Source organism: Bradyrhizobium sp. UFLA05-153 (assembly GCF_054185185.1).
This window is the reverse complement of sequence record NZ_JBBIAM010000078.1, coordinates 1-18384: the sequence shown is the minus strand read 5'-3', so window position 1 is coordinate 18384 and position 18384 is coordinate 1. Positions and strand designations below refer to the sequence as shown.

Genomic DNA, 18384 nt, shown 5'->3' with positions numbered 1-18384 from the left:
CAGCAAGGAAACAAAGCAGCAAAAAGGCCGGCAAAAGCCGGCCTTTTCATTGTCACCAGTAATCGTACGGATGAACCATCATTCCGCAGGGGGCAGCGCCACCGGCTCCGCTTCCGGCGCCGGCGAGACGACCGAGGTCTGCTTCTCGCGCTCGTCGAGGATCAGCTTGTCGCGCTTCATGGCGACTTCGCGGATCTTGGCCATGGAGGCGCCGGTGCCCGCCGGGATCAGCCGGCCGACGATGACGTTCTCCTTGAGACCCTCGAGCGGGTCGACCTTGCCGTTGACCGCCGCCTCCGTGAGGACGCGGGTGGTCTCCTGGAACGAGGCCGCCGAGAAGAACGAGCGGGTCTGGAGGCTCGCCTTGGTGATGCCGAGCAGAACAGGCGTTCCCGTGGCGGGCTTCTTGCCCTCTTCCTTGGCCTTCTCGTTGAGCGCGTCGAACTCGATCTTGTCGACCTGCTCGCCGGAGATCATGTCGGTCTCGCCCTGATCGGTGACTTCCACCTTCTGGAGCATCTGACGGACAATCACCTCGATGTGCTTGTCGTTGATGAGCACGCCCTGGAGCCGGTAGACCTCCTGGATCTCGTTGACCAGATAGGCCGCGAGCTCCTCGATGCCCTTGACCGCCAGGATGTCGTGCGGCGCCGGGTTGCCTTCCACGATGAAGTCGCCCTTTTCGACGACGTCACCGTCCTGAAGGTGGATGTGCTTGCCCTTCGGGATCAGGTACTCGCGCGGCTCGTCGGTCTTGTCCATCGGCTCGATCGAGATGCGACGCTTGTTTTTGTAGTCGCGACCGAACCGAATGGTGCCCGCGATTTCGGCGATGATCGCCGCATCCTTCGGACGCCGTGCCTCGAACAGTTCCGCCACCCGCGGCAGACCGCCGGTGATGTCACGCGTCTTGGCACTTTCGGTCGAGACACGGGCGAGGATGTCGCCCGGCGCAACCTTGGCTCCGATATCGACCGAGAGAATGGCGTCGACCGACAGCATGTAGCGGGCATCGCCGCCACGGGCGAGCTTGAGCACCTTGCCGTCCTTGCCCTTGATCACGATGGCCGGACGCAGGTCCGAACCGCCGCGCGTCGAGCGCCAGTCGATGACCACACGCTTGGCGATACCGGTGGCCTCGTCCAGCGTTTCCGAGATCGACTGACCCTCGACCAGATCCTCGAAGCCGATGGTGCCTTCCACCTCGGTGAGGAGCGGACGGGTGTAGGGATCCCACTCGACGATGCGCTGGCCGCGCTTGACGTTGTCGCCCTCGTCGACGTGCAGACGCGAGCCGTACTGAATACGGTGCGTCGCACGCTCGGTGCCGTCGGCATCGACGATCGCCACCACCATGTTGCGGACCATTGCGATCAGGTGACCTTCGCTGTTGCGGGCGATGGCCTTGTTCCTGATCACGATCTTGCCGTCGAAGTTGGATTCGACGAACGACTGCTCGTTGAGCTGCGCCGCACCACCGATGTGGAAGGTGCGCATGGTAAGCTGGGTGCCCGGCTCACCGATCGACTGCGCCGCGATGACGCCGACCGCTTCACCGTGGTTGACCGGCGTGCCGCGGGCGAGGTCGCGGCCGTAGCACTTGCCGCAGATGCCGTTGACGAGTTCGCAGGTCAATGCCGAGCGGATCTTCACCTCCTGCACACCACCCTGCTGGATGGCATCCAGATGGCTCTCTTCCATCAGCGTACCGCGCTTGATGATCACCTTGCCCGAGCCGTCACGCACGTCTTCGCAGGCCACGCGGCCCAGGATGCGCGAGCCGAGCGAAGCCACCACCGTGCCGGCGTCGACGATGGCGCGCATCTTGATGCCGAGCTTGGTGCCGCAGTCGTCCTGCGTGATGATGCAGTCCTGCGCGACGTCGACCAGACGGCGGGTCAGGTAGCCGGAGTTCGCGGTCTTCAACGCGGTGTCCGCGAGGCCCTTGCGGGCGCCGTGGGTCGAGTTGAAGTACTCGAGCACCGAGAGGCCTTCCTTGAAGTTCGAGATGATCGGCGTCTCGATGATCTCGCCCGACGGCTTGGCCATCAGGCCGCGCATGCCGGCGAGCTGGCGCATCTGGGCCGGCGAACCACGCGCGCCGGAGTGGGCCATCATGTAGATCGAGTTGATGTCGGCATCCGCTCCGCTGGCCGTCTTCTTGGTCGCGGAGATCTCCTTCATCATCGCCTTGGCGATTTCTTCGGTCGCCTTCGACCAGGCATCGACGACCTTGTTATACTTCTCGCCATGGGTGATCAGACCGTCATTGTACTGCTGCTCGAAATCCTTCGCCAGCGTACGGGTGGTGTCGACGATCTTCCACTTGCCGTGCGGCACGACCATGTCGTCCTTGCCGAACGAGATGCCGGCCTTGAACGCGTTGTAGAAGCCGAGCGCCATGATGCGGTCGCAGAAGATCACCGTCTCCTTCTGGCCGCAGTGGCGATAGACCTGGTCGATGACGCCGGAGATCTCGCGCTTGGTCATCAGCTTGTTGATGATGTCGTACGAGATCTTCGAGCTCTTCGGCAGCACGTTGCCGAGCATGATGCGGCCGGGCGTGGTCTCGATCCAGCGGCGGGCCGGCTTGCCGTCCTCGCCGATGCCTTCCCACCGGTACTTGATCTTGGTGTGGAGGTGGATGACCTTCGAATGCAGCGCGTGCTCGAGCTCGGCCATCTCGCCGAACACCTTGCCCTCGCCGGGCATGCCTTCGCGCAGGATCGAGAGGTAATAGAGACCGAGCACGATATCCTGCGACGGCACGATGATCGGCTGGCCGTTCGCCGGATGCAGGATGTTGTTGGTCGACATCATCAGGACGCGCGCTTCGAGCTGCGCTTCCAGCGACAGCGGAACGTGCACGGCCATCTGGTCGCCGTCGAAGTCGGCGTTGAACGCGGCGCAGACCAGCGGGTGGAGCTGGATCGCCTTACCCTCGATCAGCACGGGCTCGAACGCCTGAATGCCGAGGCGGTGCAGCGTCGGCGCGCGGTTGAGCAGCACCGGATGCTCGCGGATCACCTCGTCCAGGATGTCCCAGACCTCGGGCCGCTCCTTCTCGACCAGCTTCTTCGCCTGCTTGACGGTGGTGGACAGGCCCTTGGCGTCAAGCCGCGAATAGATGAACGGCTTGAACAGCTCGAGCGCCATCTTCTTCGGCAGACCGCACTGATGCAGGCGCAGCTCGGGACCGACCACGATCACCGAACGGCCCGAATAGTCGACGCGCTTGCCGAGCAGGTTCTGGCGGAAGCGGCCCTGCTTGCCCTTGAGCATGTCGGCGAGCGACTTCAGCGGACGCTTGTTGGCGCCGGTGATGACGCGGCCGCGGCGGCCGTTGTCGAACAGCGCGTCGACGGCCTCCTGAAGCATGCGCTTTTCGTTGCGGATGATGATGTCAGGCGCGCGCAGCTCCATCAGCCGCTTCAGGCGGTTGTTGCGGTTGATGACGCGGCGGTAGAGGTCGTTGAGGTCCGAGGTCGCGAAGCGGCCGCCGTCGAGCGGCACCAGCGGGCGCAGGTCCGGTGGGATCACCGGAACGACCGTGAGGATCATCCATTCCGGCTTGTTGCCGGAGTGACGGAACGCTTCGACGATCTTCAGGCGCTTGGCGAGCTTCTTGTGCTTGATGTCGGAGTCGGTCTCGGCCATCTCGGCACGCAAGCTGACCTCGAGCTTCTCGAGCTCCATCCCCTTGAGCAGCTCGCGGATCGCCTCGGCGCCGATCATGGCGGTGAAGGAGTCCTGGCCGTACTCGTCCTGCGCCTTCAGATACTCGTCTTCCGACAGCAGCTGACGGTCCTTCAGGGCGGTGAGGCCGGGTTCCAGCACGACGTAATATTCGAAGTAGAGGATCCGCTCGAGATCCTTCAGCGTCATGTCGAGCAGGAGGCCGATGCGCGAGGGCAGCGACTTCAGGAACCAGATGTGGGCGACGGGCGCGGCGAGCTCGATGTGGCCCATGCGCTCGCGCCGGACGCGCGACAGCGTGACCTCGACCGAGCACTTCTCGCAGATGATGCCCTTGTACTTCATGCGCTTGTACTTGCCGCACAAGCACTCGTAATCCTTGATCGGCCCGAAGATGCGCGCGCAGAACAGGCCGTCGCGCTCGGGCTTGAAGGTCCGGTAGTTGATGGTCTCCGGCTTCTTGATCTCGCCGTAGGACCAGGACAGAATCTTCTCTGGAGACGCGATCGAGATCCGGATCTGGTCGAAGACCTGAGCCGGCGTCGTCGGGTTAAAAAGATTCATAATCTCTTGGTTCATCGTCTTCTCCTCGCGTGCCGGTCGAGGCCGGCAGCAAATTCGAAAATCTCAATTCGCGGAGCGCCCTGCCCTCACCGCGCGGGACAAGACGCCGATGCCCGGCCTTTTCGGCCGGGCATGAAGAGTCGCGTTACTCGGCCGCCTCGGAGGTCGGCGCCGGTCCCATCTTGGAATTGTGCAGGTCGACGTTGAGGCCGAGCGAGCGCATTTCCTTGACCAGGACGTTGAAGGACTCCGGAATACCGGCCTCGAACGTGTCGTCGCCGCGCACGATCGCCTCGTACACCTTGGTGCGGCCGGCGACGTCGTCCGATTTCACGGTCAGCATTTCCTGGAGCGTGTAGGCCGCGCCGTAAGCTTCGAGCGCCCAAACCTCCATTTCGCCGAAACGCTGGCCGCCGAACTGCGCCTTGCCGCCCAGCGGCTGCTGGGTGACGAGCGAGTACGGACCGATCGAACGCGCGTGGATCTTGTCGTCGACGAGGTGGTGCAGCTTGAGCATGTAAATGTAGCCCACCGTCACCTTGCGATCGAAGGGATCGCCGGTACGGCCGTCATAGACGGTCGACTGGCCCGAAGCGTCCAGACCGGCGAGCTTAAGCATCTCCTCGATGTCGGCTTCCTTGGCACCGTCGAACACCGGCGTCGCGATCGGCACGCCGTGGCTCAGGTTGCGGCCGAGTTCGATCAGCTCATTGTCGTTGAGCGTCTTGATCGTCTCGTCCTCGCCGTAGATCTTCTTCAGCGTCTCCTTCAGCGGCTTCATGTCCTGCTTCGACAGATAGGCATCGACCGTCTGGCCAATGCGCTTGCCGAGGCCGGCGCAAGCCCAGCCGAGATGCGTCTCGAGGATCTGCCCGACGTTCATGCGCGAGGGCACGCCGAGCGGATTGAGCACGATGTCGGCATGGGTGCCGTCCTCGAGGAACGGCATGTCCTCGATCGGCACGATCTTCGACACCACGCCCTTGTTGCCGTGGCGGCCGGCCATCTTGTCGCCGGGCTGGATCTTGCGCTTCACCGCGACGAAGACCTTGACCATCTTCATCACGCCGGGCGGCAGCTCGTCGCCGCGCTGCAGCTTCTCGACCTTGTCGAGGAAGCGCTGTTCAAGCCCCTTCTTCGACTCGTCGTACTGCTTCCGCATGGCCTCGATCTCGGCCATCAGCTTGTCGTTGGGCGAGGCGAACAGCCACCACTGCGACTTCGGATACTCCTCGAGCACCGCACGGGTGATCTTGGTGTCCTTCTTGAAGCCCTTGGGGCCCGCGATGCCCTGCCGTCCTTCGAGAAGGTCGGCGAGACGGCTGTAGACGTTGCGGTCGAGGATCGCCTGCTCGTCGTCACGGTCCTTGGCGAGACGCTCGATCTCTTCCCGCTCGATCGCCAGCGCACGCTCGTCCTTGTCGACGCCGTGGCGGTTGAACACGCGCACTTCCACGATCGTGCCCTGCACGCCAGGGGGCACGCGGAGCGAGGTATCGCGAACGTCGGAGGCCTTCTCGCCGAAGATGGCGCGCAGAAGCTTTTCTTCCGGCGTCATCGGGCTCTCGCCCTTCGGAGTGATCTTGCCGACCAGGATGTCGCCGGCGCGCACTTCCGCGCCGATGTAGACGATACCGGCTTCGTCGAGGTTCTTCAGCGCTTCTTCCGAGACGTTCGGAATGTCGCGGGTGATTTCCTCAGGTCCGAGCTTGGTGTCGCGGGCCATCACCTCGAACTCCTCGATGTGGATCGAGGTGAAGACGTCGTCCTTCACGATCCGCTCGGAGAGCAGGATCGAGTCTTCGAAGTTGTAGCCGTTCCACGGCATGAACGCGACCAGCACGTTGCGGCCCAGCGCGAGCTCGCCGAGATCGGTCGACGGACCGTCGGCGATGATGTCGCCCTTCTTGACGATGTCGCCGACCTTCACCAGCGGACGCTGGTTGATGCAGGTCGACTGGTTGGAGCGCTGGTACTTCATCAGACGGTAGATATCGACGCCCGACTTGGTCGGATCGAGATCTTCCGTCGCGCGGATGACGACGCGGGTCGCGTCGATCTGGTCAATCACGCCCGAGCGGCGCGCCGCGATCGCAGCACCCGAGTCACGCGCAACCACGCCTTCCATGCCGGTGCCGACGAACGGCGCCTCGGCACGAACCAGCGGCACCGCCTGGCGCTGCATGTTCGAGCCCATCAGCGCGCGGTTGGCGTCGTCGTTCTCGAGGAACGGGATCAGGGCAGCGGCGACCGAAACGAGCTGCTTCGGCGACACGTCCATGTAGTCGACCTTGTCCGGCGTCACCGGCAGAACTTCGCCGGCGTGACGGCAGACCACGAGGTCCTCGGTGAAGCGGCCCTTGGCGTCGAGCGGCACGTTGGCCTGCGCGACGGTGTAGCGACCCTCCTCCATCGCCGAGAGGTATACCACCTCGTCGGTGACACGGCCGTCCTTCACCTTGCGATAAGGCGTCTCGACGAAGCCGTACTTGTTCACGCGCGCGAAGGTCGCGAGCGAGTTGATCAGGCCGATGTTCGGACCTTCCGGCGTCTCGATCGGGCAGATGCGGCCGTAATGCGTCGGATGCACGTCGCGCACCTCGAAGCCGGCGCGCTCGCGGGTCAGACCGCCCGGTCCAAGCGCCGAGAGACGGCGCTTGTGGGTGATCTCCGACAGCGGGTTGGTCTGGTCCATGAACTGCGAGAGCTGCGAGGAGCCGAAGAACTCGCGCACGGCGGCGGCCGCCGGCTTGGCGTTAATCAGGTCCTGCGGCATGACCGTGTCGATGTCGACCGAGGACATGCGCTCCTTGATCGCACGCTCCATGCGGAGCAGACCGATGCGGTACTGGTTCTCCATGAGCTCGCCGACCGAGCGCACACGGCGATTGCCGAGGTGGTCGATGTCGTCGATCTCGCCCTTGCCGTCGCGCAGGTCCACCAGCGTCTTGATGACGGAGAGGATGTCTTCCTTGCGCAGCGTGCGCTGGGTGTCGGGCGCATCGAGGTCGAGGCGCATGTTCATCTTGACGCGGCCGACCGCCGAGAGGTCGTAACGCTCGGCGTCGAAGAACAGCGACTGGAACATGGCCTGCGCCGATTCCAGCGTCGGCGGCTCGCCCGGACGCATCACGCGGTAGATGTCGAACAGCGCGTCCTCGCGCGTCATGTTCTTGTCGGCCGAGAGCGTGTTGCGGATGTAGGCGCCGACATTGACGTGGTCGATGTCGAGCAGCGGCAGCTCCTTGTAGCCGTGCTCGTTGAGGGCCTTCATCAGCTTGTCGGTGATTTCCTCACCGGCCTCCGCATGGATCTCGCCGGTCTTCGGATTGACGAGGTCCTCGGCGACGTAGTTGCCGACCAGCTCCTCATCGGCCATGCGCAGCGCCTTCAGCCCCTTCTCCTGGAGCTGGCGGGCGGCGCGCACGGTGAGCTTCTTGCCCGCCTCGAGCACGACCTTGCCGGTGTCGGCGTCGATCAGGTCCGAGGTCGTGGAATAGCCGCGGAAACGGTTGGCGTCGAACGGAACGCGCCAGCCTTCCTTGGTCCGCTTGTAGAGGATGCGCTTGTAGAAGGTGTTGAGGATCTCCTCGCCGTCGAGTCCGAGCGCGAACATCAGCGACGTCACCGGAATCTTGCGGCGACGATCGATACGCGCATAGACGATGTCCTTGGCGTCGAACTCGATGTCGAGCCAGGAGCCGCGATACGGGATCACGCGAGCGGCGAACAGCAGCTTGCCCGAGGAGTGGGTCTTGCCCTTGTCGTGGTCGAAGAACACGCCGGGCGAACGGTGCATCTGGGAGACGATGACGCGCTCAGTGCCGTTGACGATGAAGGTGCCGTTCATCGTCATGAGCGGGATGTCGCCCATGTAGACGTCCTGCTCCTTGATGTCCTTGACCGACTTCGCACCGGTTTCCTCGTCGATATCGAACACGATGAGGCGCAGCGTCACCTTGAGGGGCGCAGCGAAGGTCATGCCGCGCTGGCGGCACTCGTCGACGTCGTATTTCGGCGGCTCGAACTCGTAGCGAACGAATTCGAGCATCGAGGTGCCGGAGAAGTCCGAGATCGGGAACACCGAGCGGAACACCGCCTGCAAGCCCTCATCCGGCCGCCCGCCCGTGGGTTCGTCGACCATCAGGAACTGGTCATAGGACGCCTTCTGAACCTCGATGAGGTTCGGCATCTCGGCGACTTCCTTGATGTGTCCGAAAAACTTGCGAACGCGTTTGCGACCGGTGAATGTCTGCTGCGCCATCGTGGCCTCTCATTTCGGCGCCCGCTCTGGGCGCGCCTTCCGGGACACGGCTGCCACCGCTCCCCGGGTTGAATTTTTCGAACCCGTTTTGAGGATCGGAAACCCAATCTCGGACCGCCAAAGTCCTGAACTGTTCTTCAGATCTTCAAAACGCAAAACGACGCGCGGGGCGCAAAGGCGCACCCGCCCGTCACAACGATTGTCTTCACGGACTGCAAAAGCCCGAAATAGCCTGCTCTCCCAACGGCTTGCGGGAAACTCCGCCTTCCACGCCTACCGTGCTTTCGTGCTGTCGACCCGATATGGGGCGACAATAGTGGAGATTCGAGGGGTAAGCCCTCAAATCCCCACACTTTTTCGTGTTCGGCCTGCGTCGGGATGTCCCGTCGCACGCCTTTTGCATTCGACCCGCCTGCCGTGACCGGAACCGGCCATCGGCCTCGCGGGCCAAGATCCCGGGCTCGCCCGGGATCCCGCTCCAGCAAGCTGCGCTTACTTGAGCTCGACCTTCGCGCCCGCCTTTTCGAGCTGGGCCTTGATCTTGTCGGCTTCTTCCTTGTTCACGCCTTCCTTGACCGGCTTCGGCGCGCCCTCGACGAGGTCCTTCGCCTCCTTCAGGCCCAGGCCGGTGATGGCGCGGACTTCCTTGATGACCTCGATCTTCTTGTCGCCGGAAGCAGCGAGAACGACCGTGAACTCGGTCTTCTCTTCGGCCGGAGCGGCGGCAGCGCCACCGGCAGCCGGGCCGGCCACCGCGACGGCGGCAGCGGCGGACACGCCCCACTTCTCTTCGAGGAGCTTGGCGAGCTCAGCGGCTTCGAGCACGGTGAGGCTCGAGAGGTCGTCAACGATCTTCTGCAAGTCAGCCATTGTTCTGTTTCCTTAAGTGTAAGTCTGGTTCGGGTTTGAGTTTTGCGAAGGGCGTCAGGCCGCTTCGCCCTTTGAGGCATGAGCCTGAATGACGCGTGCGAGCTTGCCCGCCGGCGCATTCGCGAGCTGGGCGAGCTTGGTCGCCGGAGCCACGATGAGGCCGACGATCTTGCCGCGCAGTTCGTCAAGCGACGGCAGCGAGGCAAGCGCCTTCACGCCGTCGACATTCAGGACGGTCTTGCCCATCGAGCCGCCGATGATGACGAACTTTTCGTTCGCCTTGGCGAAGTCGATGGCGACCTTCGGCGCCGCTACCGGATCGTTCGAAGTCGCGATCACGGTCGGCCCCTTCAGCATGGGGCCGATGGCAACGACGTCAGTGCCTTCAAGAGCAATTTTGGCGAGACGGTTCTTCGAGACCTTCACCGAGGCGCCAGCCTGCTTCATCTGCATGCGCAGCTTCTGCATCTGGGCGACAGTGAGGCCGGAATATTGAGCAACGACCGCGACGCTCGTGGTCTTGAAGACCTCATTGAGCTGTTCGACCGCTTCCTTTTTTGCCGCTCGTTCCACAGCAAGCTCTCTCCGGTTGGCGGTCGTCGCGCGAAAGGCGGGACCGCCGGGTTGCACCCATCGTCCCACCCAAACCTGAACCTCTGGGTCAAAACCCTTCGGACACGCCGGGCAAGACGACAATTCAAAGCCTGCCCTCCCGGAACCCTTGTGAGGCCCACGGGGTGTCGAGGTCCGAACCAAACCCATTCCGAGCCGCCCAAGGGGTGGCTGCGAAGTGAAATCCGGTCTTCACCCGTCTATGCAGGCCATGCGATTAAGCCGTTGGGAAATCGGGATTTCCCGCGGGCGCCTGCAGTCTTGGACAGGACAAGGCCCGCCGGCATGCCGGTTGACCTCTGCCCGCATTCCACCAACGTGATGAGGTCTCTTTCCTTTTCGGGCAAATCCTCGCGGACGTCCTGAGAAGGAATGATCTCCTATCGTGCCGGGTTTTCGGAATGCGTGCACGGACGCGCCCGCTACGGCCAGCACGTCCGGAGGCGGTTCTTTAACCGCTCTTGACGGCCTTGCCAAGAGCAAAATTCACACCAGTTCCAATTGATTGCCCGGGAACCTTGACGCGACGGCGAAAGGGCTGACTCAGGACGTTTTGACTGCATAAGGCAGCGGCCGCCCTGCAAAGAACGCGGTCAGGTTCGCAAGCACGCAGTCCTGCATCGCGACGTGCGATTCCAGGGTGTGGCCGCCGATATGCGGGGCGAGGACCACGTTGGGCAGCGCGGTCAGCGCATCCGGCGCGTGCGGCTCCGTCGCATAGACGTCGAGGCCGGCGCCGGCGATCGCCTTGTCGGTCAGCGCTGCAACGAGGGCCTTCTCGTCGATCACCGAGCCGCGCGAGATATTGACGACATATCCATCCTCGCCCAACCGCTTGAGGATGTCGGCGTTGACGGCGTGATGGGTCTCGGCGCCGGCGCGGACCGCAACCATGAGCACGCTGCACCAGTCGGCGAGCGCCTCCAGCGTGGGGAAATATTGATAGGGCACGTCGTGGCGCGAGCGGCTGAAATAACCGACCTCGCTCTCGAACGCCGCACAGCGCGCGGCGATCTTGCGGCCGATCTCGCCCATGCCGTAGACGCCGATGCGGCGGCCGGGCATGCCCGCCTGCGGCCGCATCATCGGCGAAGGTTTTGACGCGGCCCAATCGCCGCTGCGGACGTATTGATCCGCAACCAGGATCCGGCGGGTGGCGGCGAGCATCAAGGTCATCGCGATATCGGCGACCGAGGCCGCATTGGCTCCCGGGCTATGGCCGACCGCGATGTTGCGCGCAGCGGCAGTCTTCAGGTCGACGCCGTCATAGCCGGTGCCGTAGCAGACGATTGCCCCGAGCTTCGGGAAGAGATCCATTGCGCCTGCGCCGAGTGGTGTGCCGCCGCCCGTGAGCAGCGCGCGGACGTCACCTAACTTGTCGCTTGAAAACACCTCCTGCGCCGGCTTGCCGGCGGTGTCGAGCAATTCAAACCGCTCGGCGAAGCGCGCCATCATCGTCTTCGGGAAGCGCGAGTAGATCAGGACCTTGTCCGCCATTGTTATTGTTTCCCGTGAACGACCTCACAAACGGAAGGGGCGGAATCGGTTGCCCAATTCCGCCCCTGTCCGCATCTGTTGATCTATTGCCTTAGCCGAGGATCGTGCCCGGCTCGACCTTCACGCCCGGGCCCATGGTCGAGGACACCGCGACGCGCTGGATGTAGGTGCCCTTGGAGCCTGCCGGCTTCGCCTTGGAGACCGCATCCGCGAGCGCCTTGACGTTCTCGACCAGTTTCTCCTCGGAGAACGAGGCCTTGCCGACGCCGGCCTGCACGATGCCGGCCTTCTCAACGCGGAACTCGACCGAACCGCCCTTGGCGCCCTTGACGGCGCTGGTGACGTCCATGGTCACGGTGCCGATCTTCGGGTTCGGCATCAGGCCGCGCGGGCCGAGCACCTTACCGAGACGGCCGACCAGCGGCATCATGTCGGGGGTCGCGATACAACGGTCGAAGTCGATGGTGCCGTTCTGCACCTTCTCGACCAGGTCCTCGGCGCCGACGACGTCGGCACCCGCGGCCTTGGCTTCGTCCGCCTTGGCGCCGCGCGCGAACACGCCGACGCGCAGGGTGCGGCCGGTGCCGTTCGGCAGGTTCACGACGCCACGGACCATCTGGTCGGCGTGACGGGGATCGACGCCGAGATTGATCGCGATCTCGATCGTCTCGTCGAACTTCGACTTCGCGCGCTCCTTGACCATCTTGATGGCGTCCGCGAGCGGATAGAGCTTCTCGCGATCAACGCCCTCGCGGGCCTTCCTCAAACGCTTTCCGATTGCCATGGCCCGTTACCCCGCAACTTCCAGACCCATCGAACGGGCGGAGCCCTCGACCATCTTCATGGCCGATTCAATGGTATCGCAATTCAGGTCCTTCATCTTCTTCTCGGCGATCTCGCGCACCTGCGCCTTGGTCACCTTGCCGGCCTTGTCACGGCCCGGCGCCTTCGAGCCAGACTGGATCTTGGCAGCCTGCTTGAGGAAGTAGGACATCGGCGGCGTCTTCATCTCGAAGGTGAAGGAACGGTCCGCATAGATGGTGATGATCACCGGGATCGGGGTGTTCTTCTCTTCCTTCTGGGTCTGGGCGTTGAACGCCTTGCAGAACTCCATGATGTTGAGACCGCGCTGACCAAGCGCGGGACCGATCGGGGGCGAGGGATTCGCCGCACCGGCCGGGACCTGAAGCTTCAGGTATCCGGTCACTTTCTTTGCCATGTATCACTCCTGTTGTGCCGGCCCGAAGGCTGGCGGTTTCAGGTTCGTGGTCGGGATCGTTAGCGGCTGGCGACCGCCACTCTCCTCCCACGGCCTCTCAAATGCGCGAGGCCAAGGCCTCACGCGTACCCGGTCAGACCTTCTCGACCTGACCGAATTCCAGTTCCACCGGCGTTGCGCGGCCGAAGATCGACACCGCGACCTTCACGCGCGAGCGCGCCTCGTCGATTTCCTCGACGACACCGGAGAACGATGCGAACGGGCCATCGGCCACGCGCACGTTCTCGCCGATCTCAAACGACACCGACGCCTTCGGCCGCTCCACGCCCTCCTGCACCTGGTGCAGGATGCGCATCGCCTCGGCTTCCGAGATCGGCATCGGCTTGTTTTCCGCGCCCAGGAAGCCCGTGACCTTCGGGGTGTTCTTGATCAGATGAAACGCCTCGTCGGTCAGCTTCATCTTCACCAGCACGTAGCCCGGGAAGAACTTGCGCTCGGCGTCGATCTTGCGGCCGCGGCGCACTTCCGTGACCTTCTCGGTCGGCACCAGCACCTGCTCGAAGAGTTCCTCGAGGTTGCGCTGTTTGGCCTGCTCGCGGATCGATTCGGCGACTTTCTTCTCGAAGTTCGAGTACGCGTGGACGATGTACCAGCGCTTGTCGGACGATTGAGTTGCTGCGGCTGTTGCCATCAGTGAATGCCCAAAAGAAGGGTGACGAGGTAACGGATGATCTGGTCGGCGGCGAAGAAGAAGATCGACGCCAGGGCAACCATGACGAACACCATGATCGTGGTGATCGTGGTCTCGCGACGGGTCGGCCAGGTGACCTTCGCGGTCTCCGAGCGCACTTCCTGCAAGAACTTGAACGGGCTGACTGCCATCGTTGATGTCCAACGTCCGACGTGAGACGAGAAAAAGATTTAAAGGGATCCGAACAGCCGCCGTCTGCCCAACCCTCTTCGCTTGAAGGATGAGCCGGAAACCGGGCTCGATTGTTCGGGGATTTCAAGGCCGCGCCGGAAATCCGCGTCTAACGGGCCGGCTGCAGGTGGCGGGTATCTACTGCGGATGGGGCCAAAGGTCAAGGTGCGGGCAGCCCGTCCCGTCAGGCCCTATTCCCGGGCAGCCGTACGAGAGCCGATCAGGATCAAGGGCTTATCGGCCCGGGATGAAGCTCCGCCGGAGCTTCGAACCGGCTCTCGCAAGGGCGACACCAAGGGGTGGGCATGAACCCTTTAGGAGGCGACCTGCTGAAGCCCATTGCCGCGTTGACGACCCTGATTGCCACCACCGCGCTGACAATTGCCGCTGCGATTACCGCCGTGACCGCCCTTCTCGCGCTGGCCGCGCCCGCTGTCCATGCCGCCGGCCTGTCGCCGAATCTCAGCATCCACACCACCGGTGTGAACACCACGACACTGGCGCCGGGCCGCACATACAATGGCTACCCGTCGTCCTACGCCGCCCCGCCCGCCCATGGCGCGCCGCGTCCCTCACGGGGCTCGGTCACCTTCAGCGCGAACGGCCAGTTCGACGATTCCACCGGCAACCTCAATCCTGGCAGCGGCGGCGGTTCGGGCACGCCGACGGTCAAGAAGCCCAATTTGCAATGATTGGACTTGCCCCGCTTCACATCTGATTCTGTTGGATTTGGCTGGCAGACTTAGCTGGCAGGAGTGGCAGGGCTCGAACCTGCGACCCCCGGTTTTGGAGACCGGTGCTCTACCAATTGAGCTACACTCCTACAGACCCGCGTCGCCGCAGGTCAGGGCCGCTTTCAAGCACAGGGGGCGGCCGGTTTGCAAGGGAGAAGCGCAGGCGAGGCGCTTGTTCACACCGCGACTTCCGGGCCACAGTTCATCCTGAACCAGAACAACAACCCGGGAGTGACAATGAGCGCTCAAACCGCCTCGAAGCCGAAAATTGCGACACCGACCCCGCCTTTGCCCGAGGCCAGACCCGAAACGCTGGGCCTGTCGCGCTCCCGCCTCCAGGCGATGTCGGATGCCTTCAAGCGCGAAATCGACAAGGGAACCGTTCCCGGCGTGACCGTGCTGGTGGCCCGCCGCGGCCAGGTCGGCTGGTTCGAGGCGCTCGGCCGGCAGAGCCCGGCGGCTCCGGTGCCGATGGCGCATGATTCGATCTTCCGCATCTTCTCGATGACGAAGCCGATCGTGTCGGTCGGCATCATGACGCTGGTCGAGGACGGCCATGTCCTGCTCAGCGATCCCATTGCCAAGTACATCCCCGAATTCGCCAAGCCACAGGTCGGCGTCGTCAGCGGTGGCAAGCTCGAACTGGTTCCGGCCCACCGTCCGATCACGGTCCAGGACCTGCTCCGCCACACCTCCGGCATCACCTACGAGCACCAGGGCGACGGCCCCGTGCACAAGCTCTACCAGGAGTCCCGTGTCCGCAGCCGCAAGATCACCAACGCCGAGCACGCCGCCCTGGTCGCGAGCTTCCCGCTGGTCTGCCAGCCCGGCGCGGAATTCAATTACAGCCGCTCGACCGACCTTCTTGGACGCATCATCGAGGTCGTCAGCGGCAAGTCACTCGGCGCCTTCCTGAGCGAGCGTGTCCTCGCCCCCCTTCAGATGACCGAGACCGGTTTCTCGACCAGCGAGGCCAATGCCTCCCGCCTCGCCGAGCCCTTCCCCACCGATCCCTGGACCGGCGACAAGATCGCCCTCTTCAACATGCTGGAAGCTCCGGTGATGGAGTCCGGCGGCGGCGGTCTGGTCTCCACCACCATGGACTACGCCCGCTTGGCGCTGATGCTGCGCAATGGCGGCACGCTCGATGGTGCCCGCATCATCGGCCGCAAGACGCTGGAGCTGATGGCCTCCGATCACCTGGGCCCGAACGTGAAGATCAACGGCACGCTGCTCGCGCCTGGCCACGGCTTCGGCCTCGGCTTCGCCGTCCGCAGAGAGCCCGGCATCGCGCCCTTCCCCGGCAGCGTCGGCCAGTTCTTCTGGAGCGGCATCGCCGGCACCTTCTTCTGGATCGACCCGAAGGAGGACTTGGTCGCAGTGTTCATGAGCCAGGGCCCGGGACAGCGCGACTATACGCGGACGCTGGTGCGGAATCTCGTGTACGCGGCGGTGGAGTGACGCGGGAGCTGTATCCGGCCCCTCCGCTGTCATGCCCCGCGAAGGCGGGGCATCCAGTACTCCGCGGCTGGAGTTGGTTTACCCAACCACCGCCGCGGAGTACTGGATCGTCCGCTTTCGCGGACGATGACGCCTGAGTAGGGGCGGTATGCTTGCCCTGTCCCGCGCGAACGCGTCAACTGATCGTCGCGCCGCCGTCGATGACCATGGTCTGGCCGGTCATGAAGTCGCCGGCCTTGGAGCCGAGGAACACCGCCGCGCCTGCGATCTCGTCGGGGATGCCGATGCGCAAAAGCGGCGAGCGCGAGGTCGAGGCCTTCAGGTTCTCCGGATTGTCCCACAGCGCCTTCGCGAAATCGGTCTTGATCAGGCCTGGCGCGATGCAGTTCACGCGGATGTTGTGCTTGCCGTATTCGCAGGCGAGGTTGCGCGCGAGCTGCATGTCGGCGGCCTTGGAGATCGCGTAGGCGCCGAGGATGGTCGAGCCTTTGAGGCCGCCGATCGAGGAGACGATGATGACCGAGCCGTCCTTGCGCTCGATCATCTGCGGCACCACCATCGAGATCAGCCAGTTGTTGGCGACGATGTTGTTGTCGAGGATTTTTCGGAACTGATCATCGGAGATGCCGGCAAGCGGACCGTAATACGGATTCGAAGCGGCGTTGCAGACCAGCACGTCGATCTTGCCGAAGGCGCGGTTGCTCTCGTCGACGAGGTTTTGCAGATTTTCCTTCGAGGAGATGTTGGCGGCAATCGCGACCGCGGTGCCCTTGCTGAACCTGTCGTTGATTCCCTTCGCCACCTCCTCGCAGACGTCAGCCTTGCGCGAGGAGATCACGACCTTGGCCCCGTGCTCGGCCATGCGCTCGGCGATCGCAAGCCCGATGCCGCGCGTCGATCCCGTGATGACGGCGACTTTTCCCTTCATGTCGAACAAGGTCATGTTTCTCTCCCACAATTGACGACGTTGATTTGAGCGCAAGCTCGAGCCGCGGCCGCGCCTAGCGGCGACGGCTCACGCGAGCTTCTTGACTTCCGGCCCTGCGGGCTGATGCATCGCGTTGTGCCTGTCGTCCGCGATCCACGGCTGCTGGTTCACCATCGGCAGGCGCCAGACGACGCGCTCTGCTGTCGCGAAATGATCGAGCCGCGTCACCGAGACATTATCGATGTCGAAGGAGAGTCCCTTCTCAGGCTCGCCGCCGAGCGCGAGCCCCAGCGCCGCCTTGATCGTGCCGCCATGCGTAACCGCGATCACGTCCTGCCCCGCCTGCTCGCGATTGATCCGTTCGATCGTGCGGCAGGTGCGGTTGTAAAGATCCATGAAACTTTCGCCGCCTGGCGCGGGCTCGTTGATGTCGGCGAACCAGCTACTGCCCGCAGGGCGGCTCGCGACGAAGGCAGCACGATTCATGCCCTGCCACTCGCCGAGATTCTGCTCGGCGAAATCCGCTTCCCACGTCATGCTGGCTGGCTTCGGAAAGCCGGCCGCCCAGATCGCCTCCGCCGTCTGATGCGTGCGCATCAGATTGCTCGAGTACCAGACCGCATCTCGCGGCAGGATTTTTGCGACCGCCTCGAACACCTCCAGGTCGCTGGTGTCGCAGGCGAGATCCTTCTGACCGTAGATGTTGCCGCCGTCATTGCGCACCGGCGCGTGACGGACCCACCACCACCGCGTGGTGACGACTTTTGGCTTGTCCTGGTTCGACATCATCGAAACCCTTCCATCCCGTTTGATGTCGCTGTACGTGAGTAGCGAACGTGTCTCAAGACACTTTGCCGTTTGAAATTCTGTTTGAAATTCCGTCGCGCGGCAAGCGTCGCGCGAGAGCCACCAGGGAGAAACGCATGGGCCGCCTGCAAGGCAAATCCGTCATCATCACCGGCGCGGGCAGCGGCATCGGCCGCGCCGCATCGCTTCTGTTCACGAAAGAAGGCGCAAGACTGATCGCGGTCGATCGCACCGAGGGTGTGAAGGAGACAATCGAGGAGATCAAGCGCGCCGGCGGCACCGCCGAGGCCATGATCGCTGACGCGGGTTCCGAGAAGGACGTCATGGCCGTCATCGACAAGGCGGTGAAGACGCACGGCCGGCTCGACGTGATCTGGGCCAATGCCGGCGTCTCCGGCGGGCTCGTGCCGCTCGCCGAGCAGACGGTGGAGCATTGGCAGGAGGTGTTGCGCGTCAACCTGATCGGCCCCTTCCTCGCGGTGAAGTACGCGATGCCGCACATGGTGCAGCAGCAATCCGGCGCGATCGTGCTGACGGCGTCGGTCGCGGGCCTCAAGGCTGGTGCCAGCGGCCATCCCTACGCCGCGAGCAAGGCTGGCGTGATCAGCCTGGTGCAGACGACAGCCTATTCGCTCTCCGGCACCGGCGTGCGCATCAACGCGGTGTGCCCCGGGCTGATTGAAACCGGCATGACGAAGCCGATCTTCGATCGCGCCAAGGAGCGCGGCACCGCCGACAAGATCGGCCAGCTCAATCCGCTCAAGCGCCCCGGCCAGCCGCACGAGCTCGCGGCAATGGGATTGTTCCTGG

At 63.8% G+C, this 18384-nt stretch carries 14 protein-coding genes and 1 tRNA gene; 3 read left to right on the top strand and 12 right to left on the bottom strand.

Translation table 11 applies throughout. From position 1 onward, the window contains the following. Nucleotides 1-78: 78 nt before the first annotated feature. The 9 genes from rpoC to secE form a co-directional block, all read right to left on the bottom strand. Nucleotides 79-4275, bottom strand: coding sequence for a DNA-directed RNA polymerase subunit beta' (gene rpoC, locus Q2941_RS34035; protein ID WP_027520971.1), 4197 nt, complete (start codon nt 4273-4275; stop codon nt 79-81). Between the two features lie 130 nt (nt 4276-4405). Continuing rightward, nucleotides 4406-8524, bottom strand: a complete 4119-nt coding sequence (gene rpoB, locus Q2941_RS34030; protein WP_027520972.1) for a DNA-directed RNA polymerase subunit beta — start codon at nt 8522-8524, stop codon at nt 4406-4408. Between the two features lie 492 nt (nt 8525-9016). Beyond that, complete coding sequence (gene rplL / locus Q2941_RS34025) at nt 9017-9394, bottom strand: 50S ribosomal protein L7/L12 (RefSeq protein ID WP_027520973.1); 378 nt, start codon at nt 9392-9394, stop codon at nt 9017-9019. 54 nt (nt 9395-9448) lie between these two features. Further along, on the bottom strand, nt 9449-9967 hold the full coding sequence (rplJ, locus tag Q2941_RS34020; protein ID WP_027520974.1) for a 50S ribosomal protein L10: 519 nt from the start codon (nt 9965-9967) through the stop codon (nt 9449-9451). Between the two features lie 582 nt (nt 9968-10549). After that, nucleotides 10550-11503, bottom strand: a complete 954-nt coding sequence (locus Q2941_RS34015; RefSeq protein WP_458195170.1) for a 2-hydroxyacid dehydrogenase — start codon at nt 11501-11503, stop codon at nt 10550-10552. A 91-nt stretch (nt 11504-11594) separates the two neighbouring features. Then, nucleotides 11595-12287, bottom strand: a complete 693-nt coding sequence (gene rplA, locus Q2941_RS34010; protein ID WP_027520976.1) for a 50S ribosomal protein L1 — start codon at nt 12285-12287, stop codon at nt 11595-11597. A 6-nt stretch (nt 12288-12293) separates the two neighbouring features. Next, a complete protein-coding gene (rplK, locus tag Q2941_RS34005; protein WP_011088164.1) occupies nt 12294-12722 on the bottom strand; it encodes a 50S ribosomal protein L11 in 429 nt (142 codons plus the stop codon). A 133-nt stretch (nt 12723-12855) separates the two neighbouring features. Then, nucleotides 12856-13413: a transcription termination/antitermination protein NusG gene (nusG, locus tag Q2941_RS34000; protein WP_027520977.1), complete on the bottom strand. Its 558-nt coding sequence runs from the start codon at nt 13411-13413 to the stop codon at nt 12856-12858. Continuing rightward, nucleotides 13413-13604, bottom strand: a complete 192-nt coding sequence (gene secE / locus Q2941_RS33995) for a preprotein translocase subunit SecE (protein ID WP_027520978.1) — start codon at nt 13602-13604, stop codon at nt 13413-13415. Before secE ends, nusG begins: the two co-directional genes overlap by 1 nt. Before the next feature lie 345 nt (nt 13605-13949). Between secE and Q2941_RS33990 the strand changes: the two genes are divergently transcribed. Then, nucleotides 13950-14336 carry a hypothetical protein gene (locus Q2941_RS33990; protein WP_458195169.1) on the top strand — a complete coding sequence of 129 codons (387 nt, stop codon included), beginning with the start codon at nt 13950-13952 and terminating at the stop codon, nt 14334-14336. Between the two features lie 55 nt (nt 14337-14391). Here Q2941_RS33990 and Q2941_RS33985 read toward each other — a convergent pair. After that, a tRNA-Trp gene (locus tag Q2941_RS33985) sits at nt 14392-14467 on the bottom strand. Nucleotides 14468-14615: 148 nt separating this feature from the next. On the opposite strand from Q2941_RS33985, the gene Q2941_RS33980 reads away from it, so the two are divergent. Further along, nucleotides 14616-15839, top strand: a complete 1224-nt coding sequence (locus Q2941_RS33980; protein WP_458195168.1) for a serine hydrolase domain-containing protein — start codon at nt 14616-14618, stop codon at nt 15837-15839. 175 nt (nt 15840-16014) lie between these two features. Here the strand turns inward: Q2941_RS33980 and Q2941_RS33975 are convergent, their stop codons facing one another. Further along, nucleotides 16015-16782, bottom strand: a complete 768-nt coding sequence (locus tag Q2941_RS33975) for an SDR family NAD(P)-dependent oxidoreductase (protein ID WP_027520981.1) — start codon at nt 16780-16782, stop codon at nt 16015-16017. Between the two features lie 72 nt (nt 16783-16854). Next, nucleotides 16855-17553 (bottom strand): histidine phosphatase family protein, encoded by a 699-nt coding sequence (locus Q2941_RS33970; RefSeq protein ID WP_027520982.1) that lies wholly within the window; start codon nt 17551-17553, stop codon nt 16855-16857. Nucleotides 17554-17690: 137 nt separating this feature from the next. Between Q2941_RS33970 and Q2941_RS33965 the strand changes: the two genes are divergently transcribed. After that, nucleotides 17691-18384 (top strand): SDR family NAD(P)-dependent oxidoreductase (locus tag Q2941_RS33965; protein ID WP_458195167.1); only part of this gene is annotated, 694 nt, incomplete at its 3' end.

Coding starts and splice junctions, on each gene's coding strand:
- rpoC (WP_027520971.1), bottom strand. CDS start 4,275: ATGAACCAAGAGATTATGAATCTTTTTAACCCGACGACGCCGGCTCAG.
- rpoB (WP_027520972.1), bottom strand. CDS start 8,524: ATGGCGCAGCAGACATTCACCGGTCGCAAACGCGTTCGCAAGTTTTTC.
- rplL (WP_027520973.1), bottom strand. CDS start 9,394: ATGGCTGACTTGCAGAAGATCGTTGACGACCTCTCGAGCCTCACCGTG.
- Q2941_RS34015 (WP_458195170.1), bottom strand. CDS start 11,503: ATGGCGGACAAGGTCCTGATCTACTCGCGCTTCCCGAAGACGATGATG.
- rplA (WP_027520976.1), bottom strand. CDS start 12,287: ATGGCAATCGGAAAGCGTTTGAGGAAGGCCCGCGAGGGCGTTGATCGC.
- rplK (WP_011088164.1), bottom strand. CDS start 12,722: ATGGCAAAGAAAGTGACCGGATACCTGAAGCTTCAGGTCCCGGCCGGT.
- nusG (WP_027520977.1), bottom strand. CDS start 13,413: ATGGCAACAGCCGCAGCAACTCAATCGTCCGACAAGCGCTGGTACATC.
- secE (WP_027520978.1), bottom strand. CDS start 13,604: ATGGCAGTCAGCCCGTTCAAGTTCTTGCAGGAAGTGCGCTCGGAGACC.
- Q2941_RS33990 (WP_458195169.1), top strand. CDS start 13,950: ATGAACCCTTTAGGAGGCGACCTGCTGAAGCCCATTGCCGCGTTGACG.
- Q2941_RS33980 (WP_458195168.1), top strand. CDS start 14,616: ATGAGCGCTCAAACCGCCTCGAAGCCGAAAATTGCGACACCGACCCCG.
- Q2941_RS33975 (WP_027520981.1), bottom strand. CDS start 16,782: ATGACCTTGTTCGACATGAAGGGAAAAGTCGCCGTCATCACGGGATCG.
- Q2941_RS33970 (WP_027520982.1), bottom strand. CDS start 17,553: ATGTCGAACCAGGACAAGCCAAAAGTCGTCACCACGCGGTGGTGGTGG.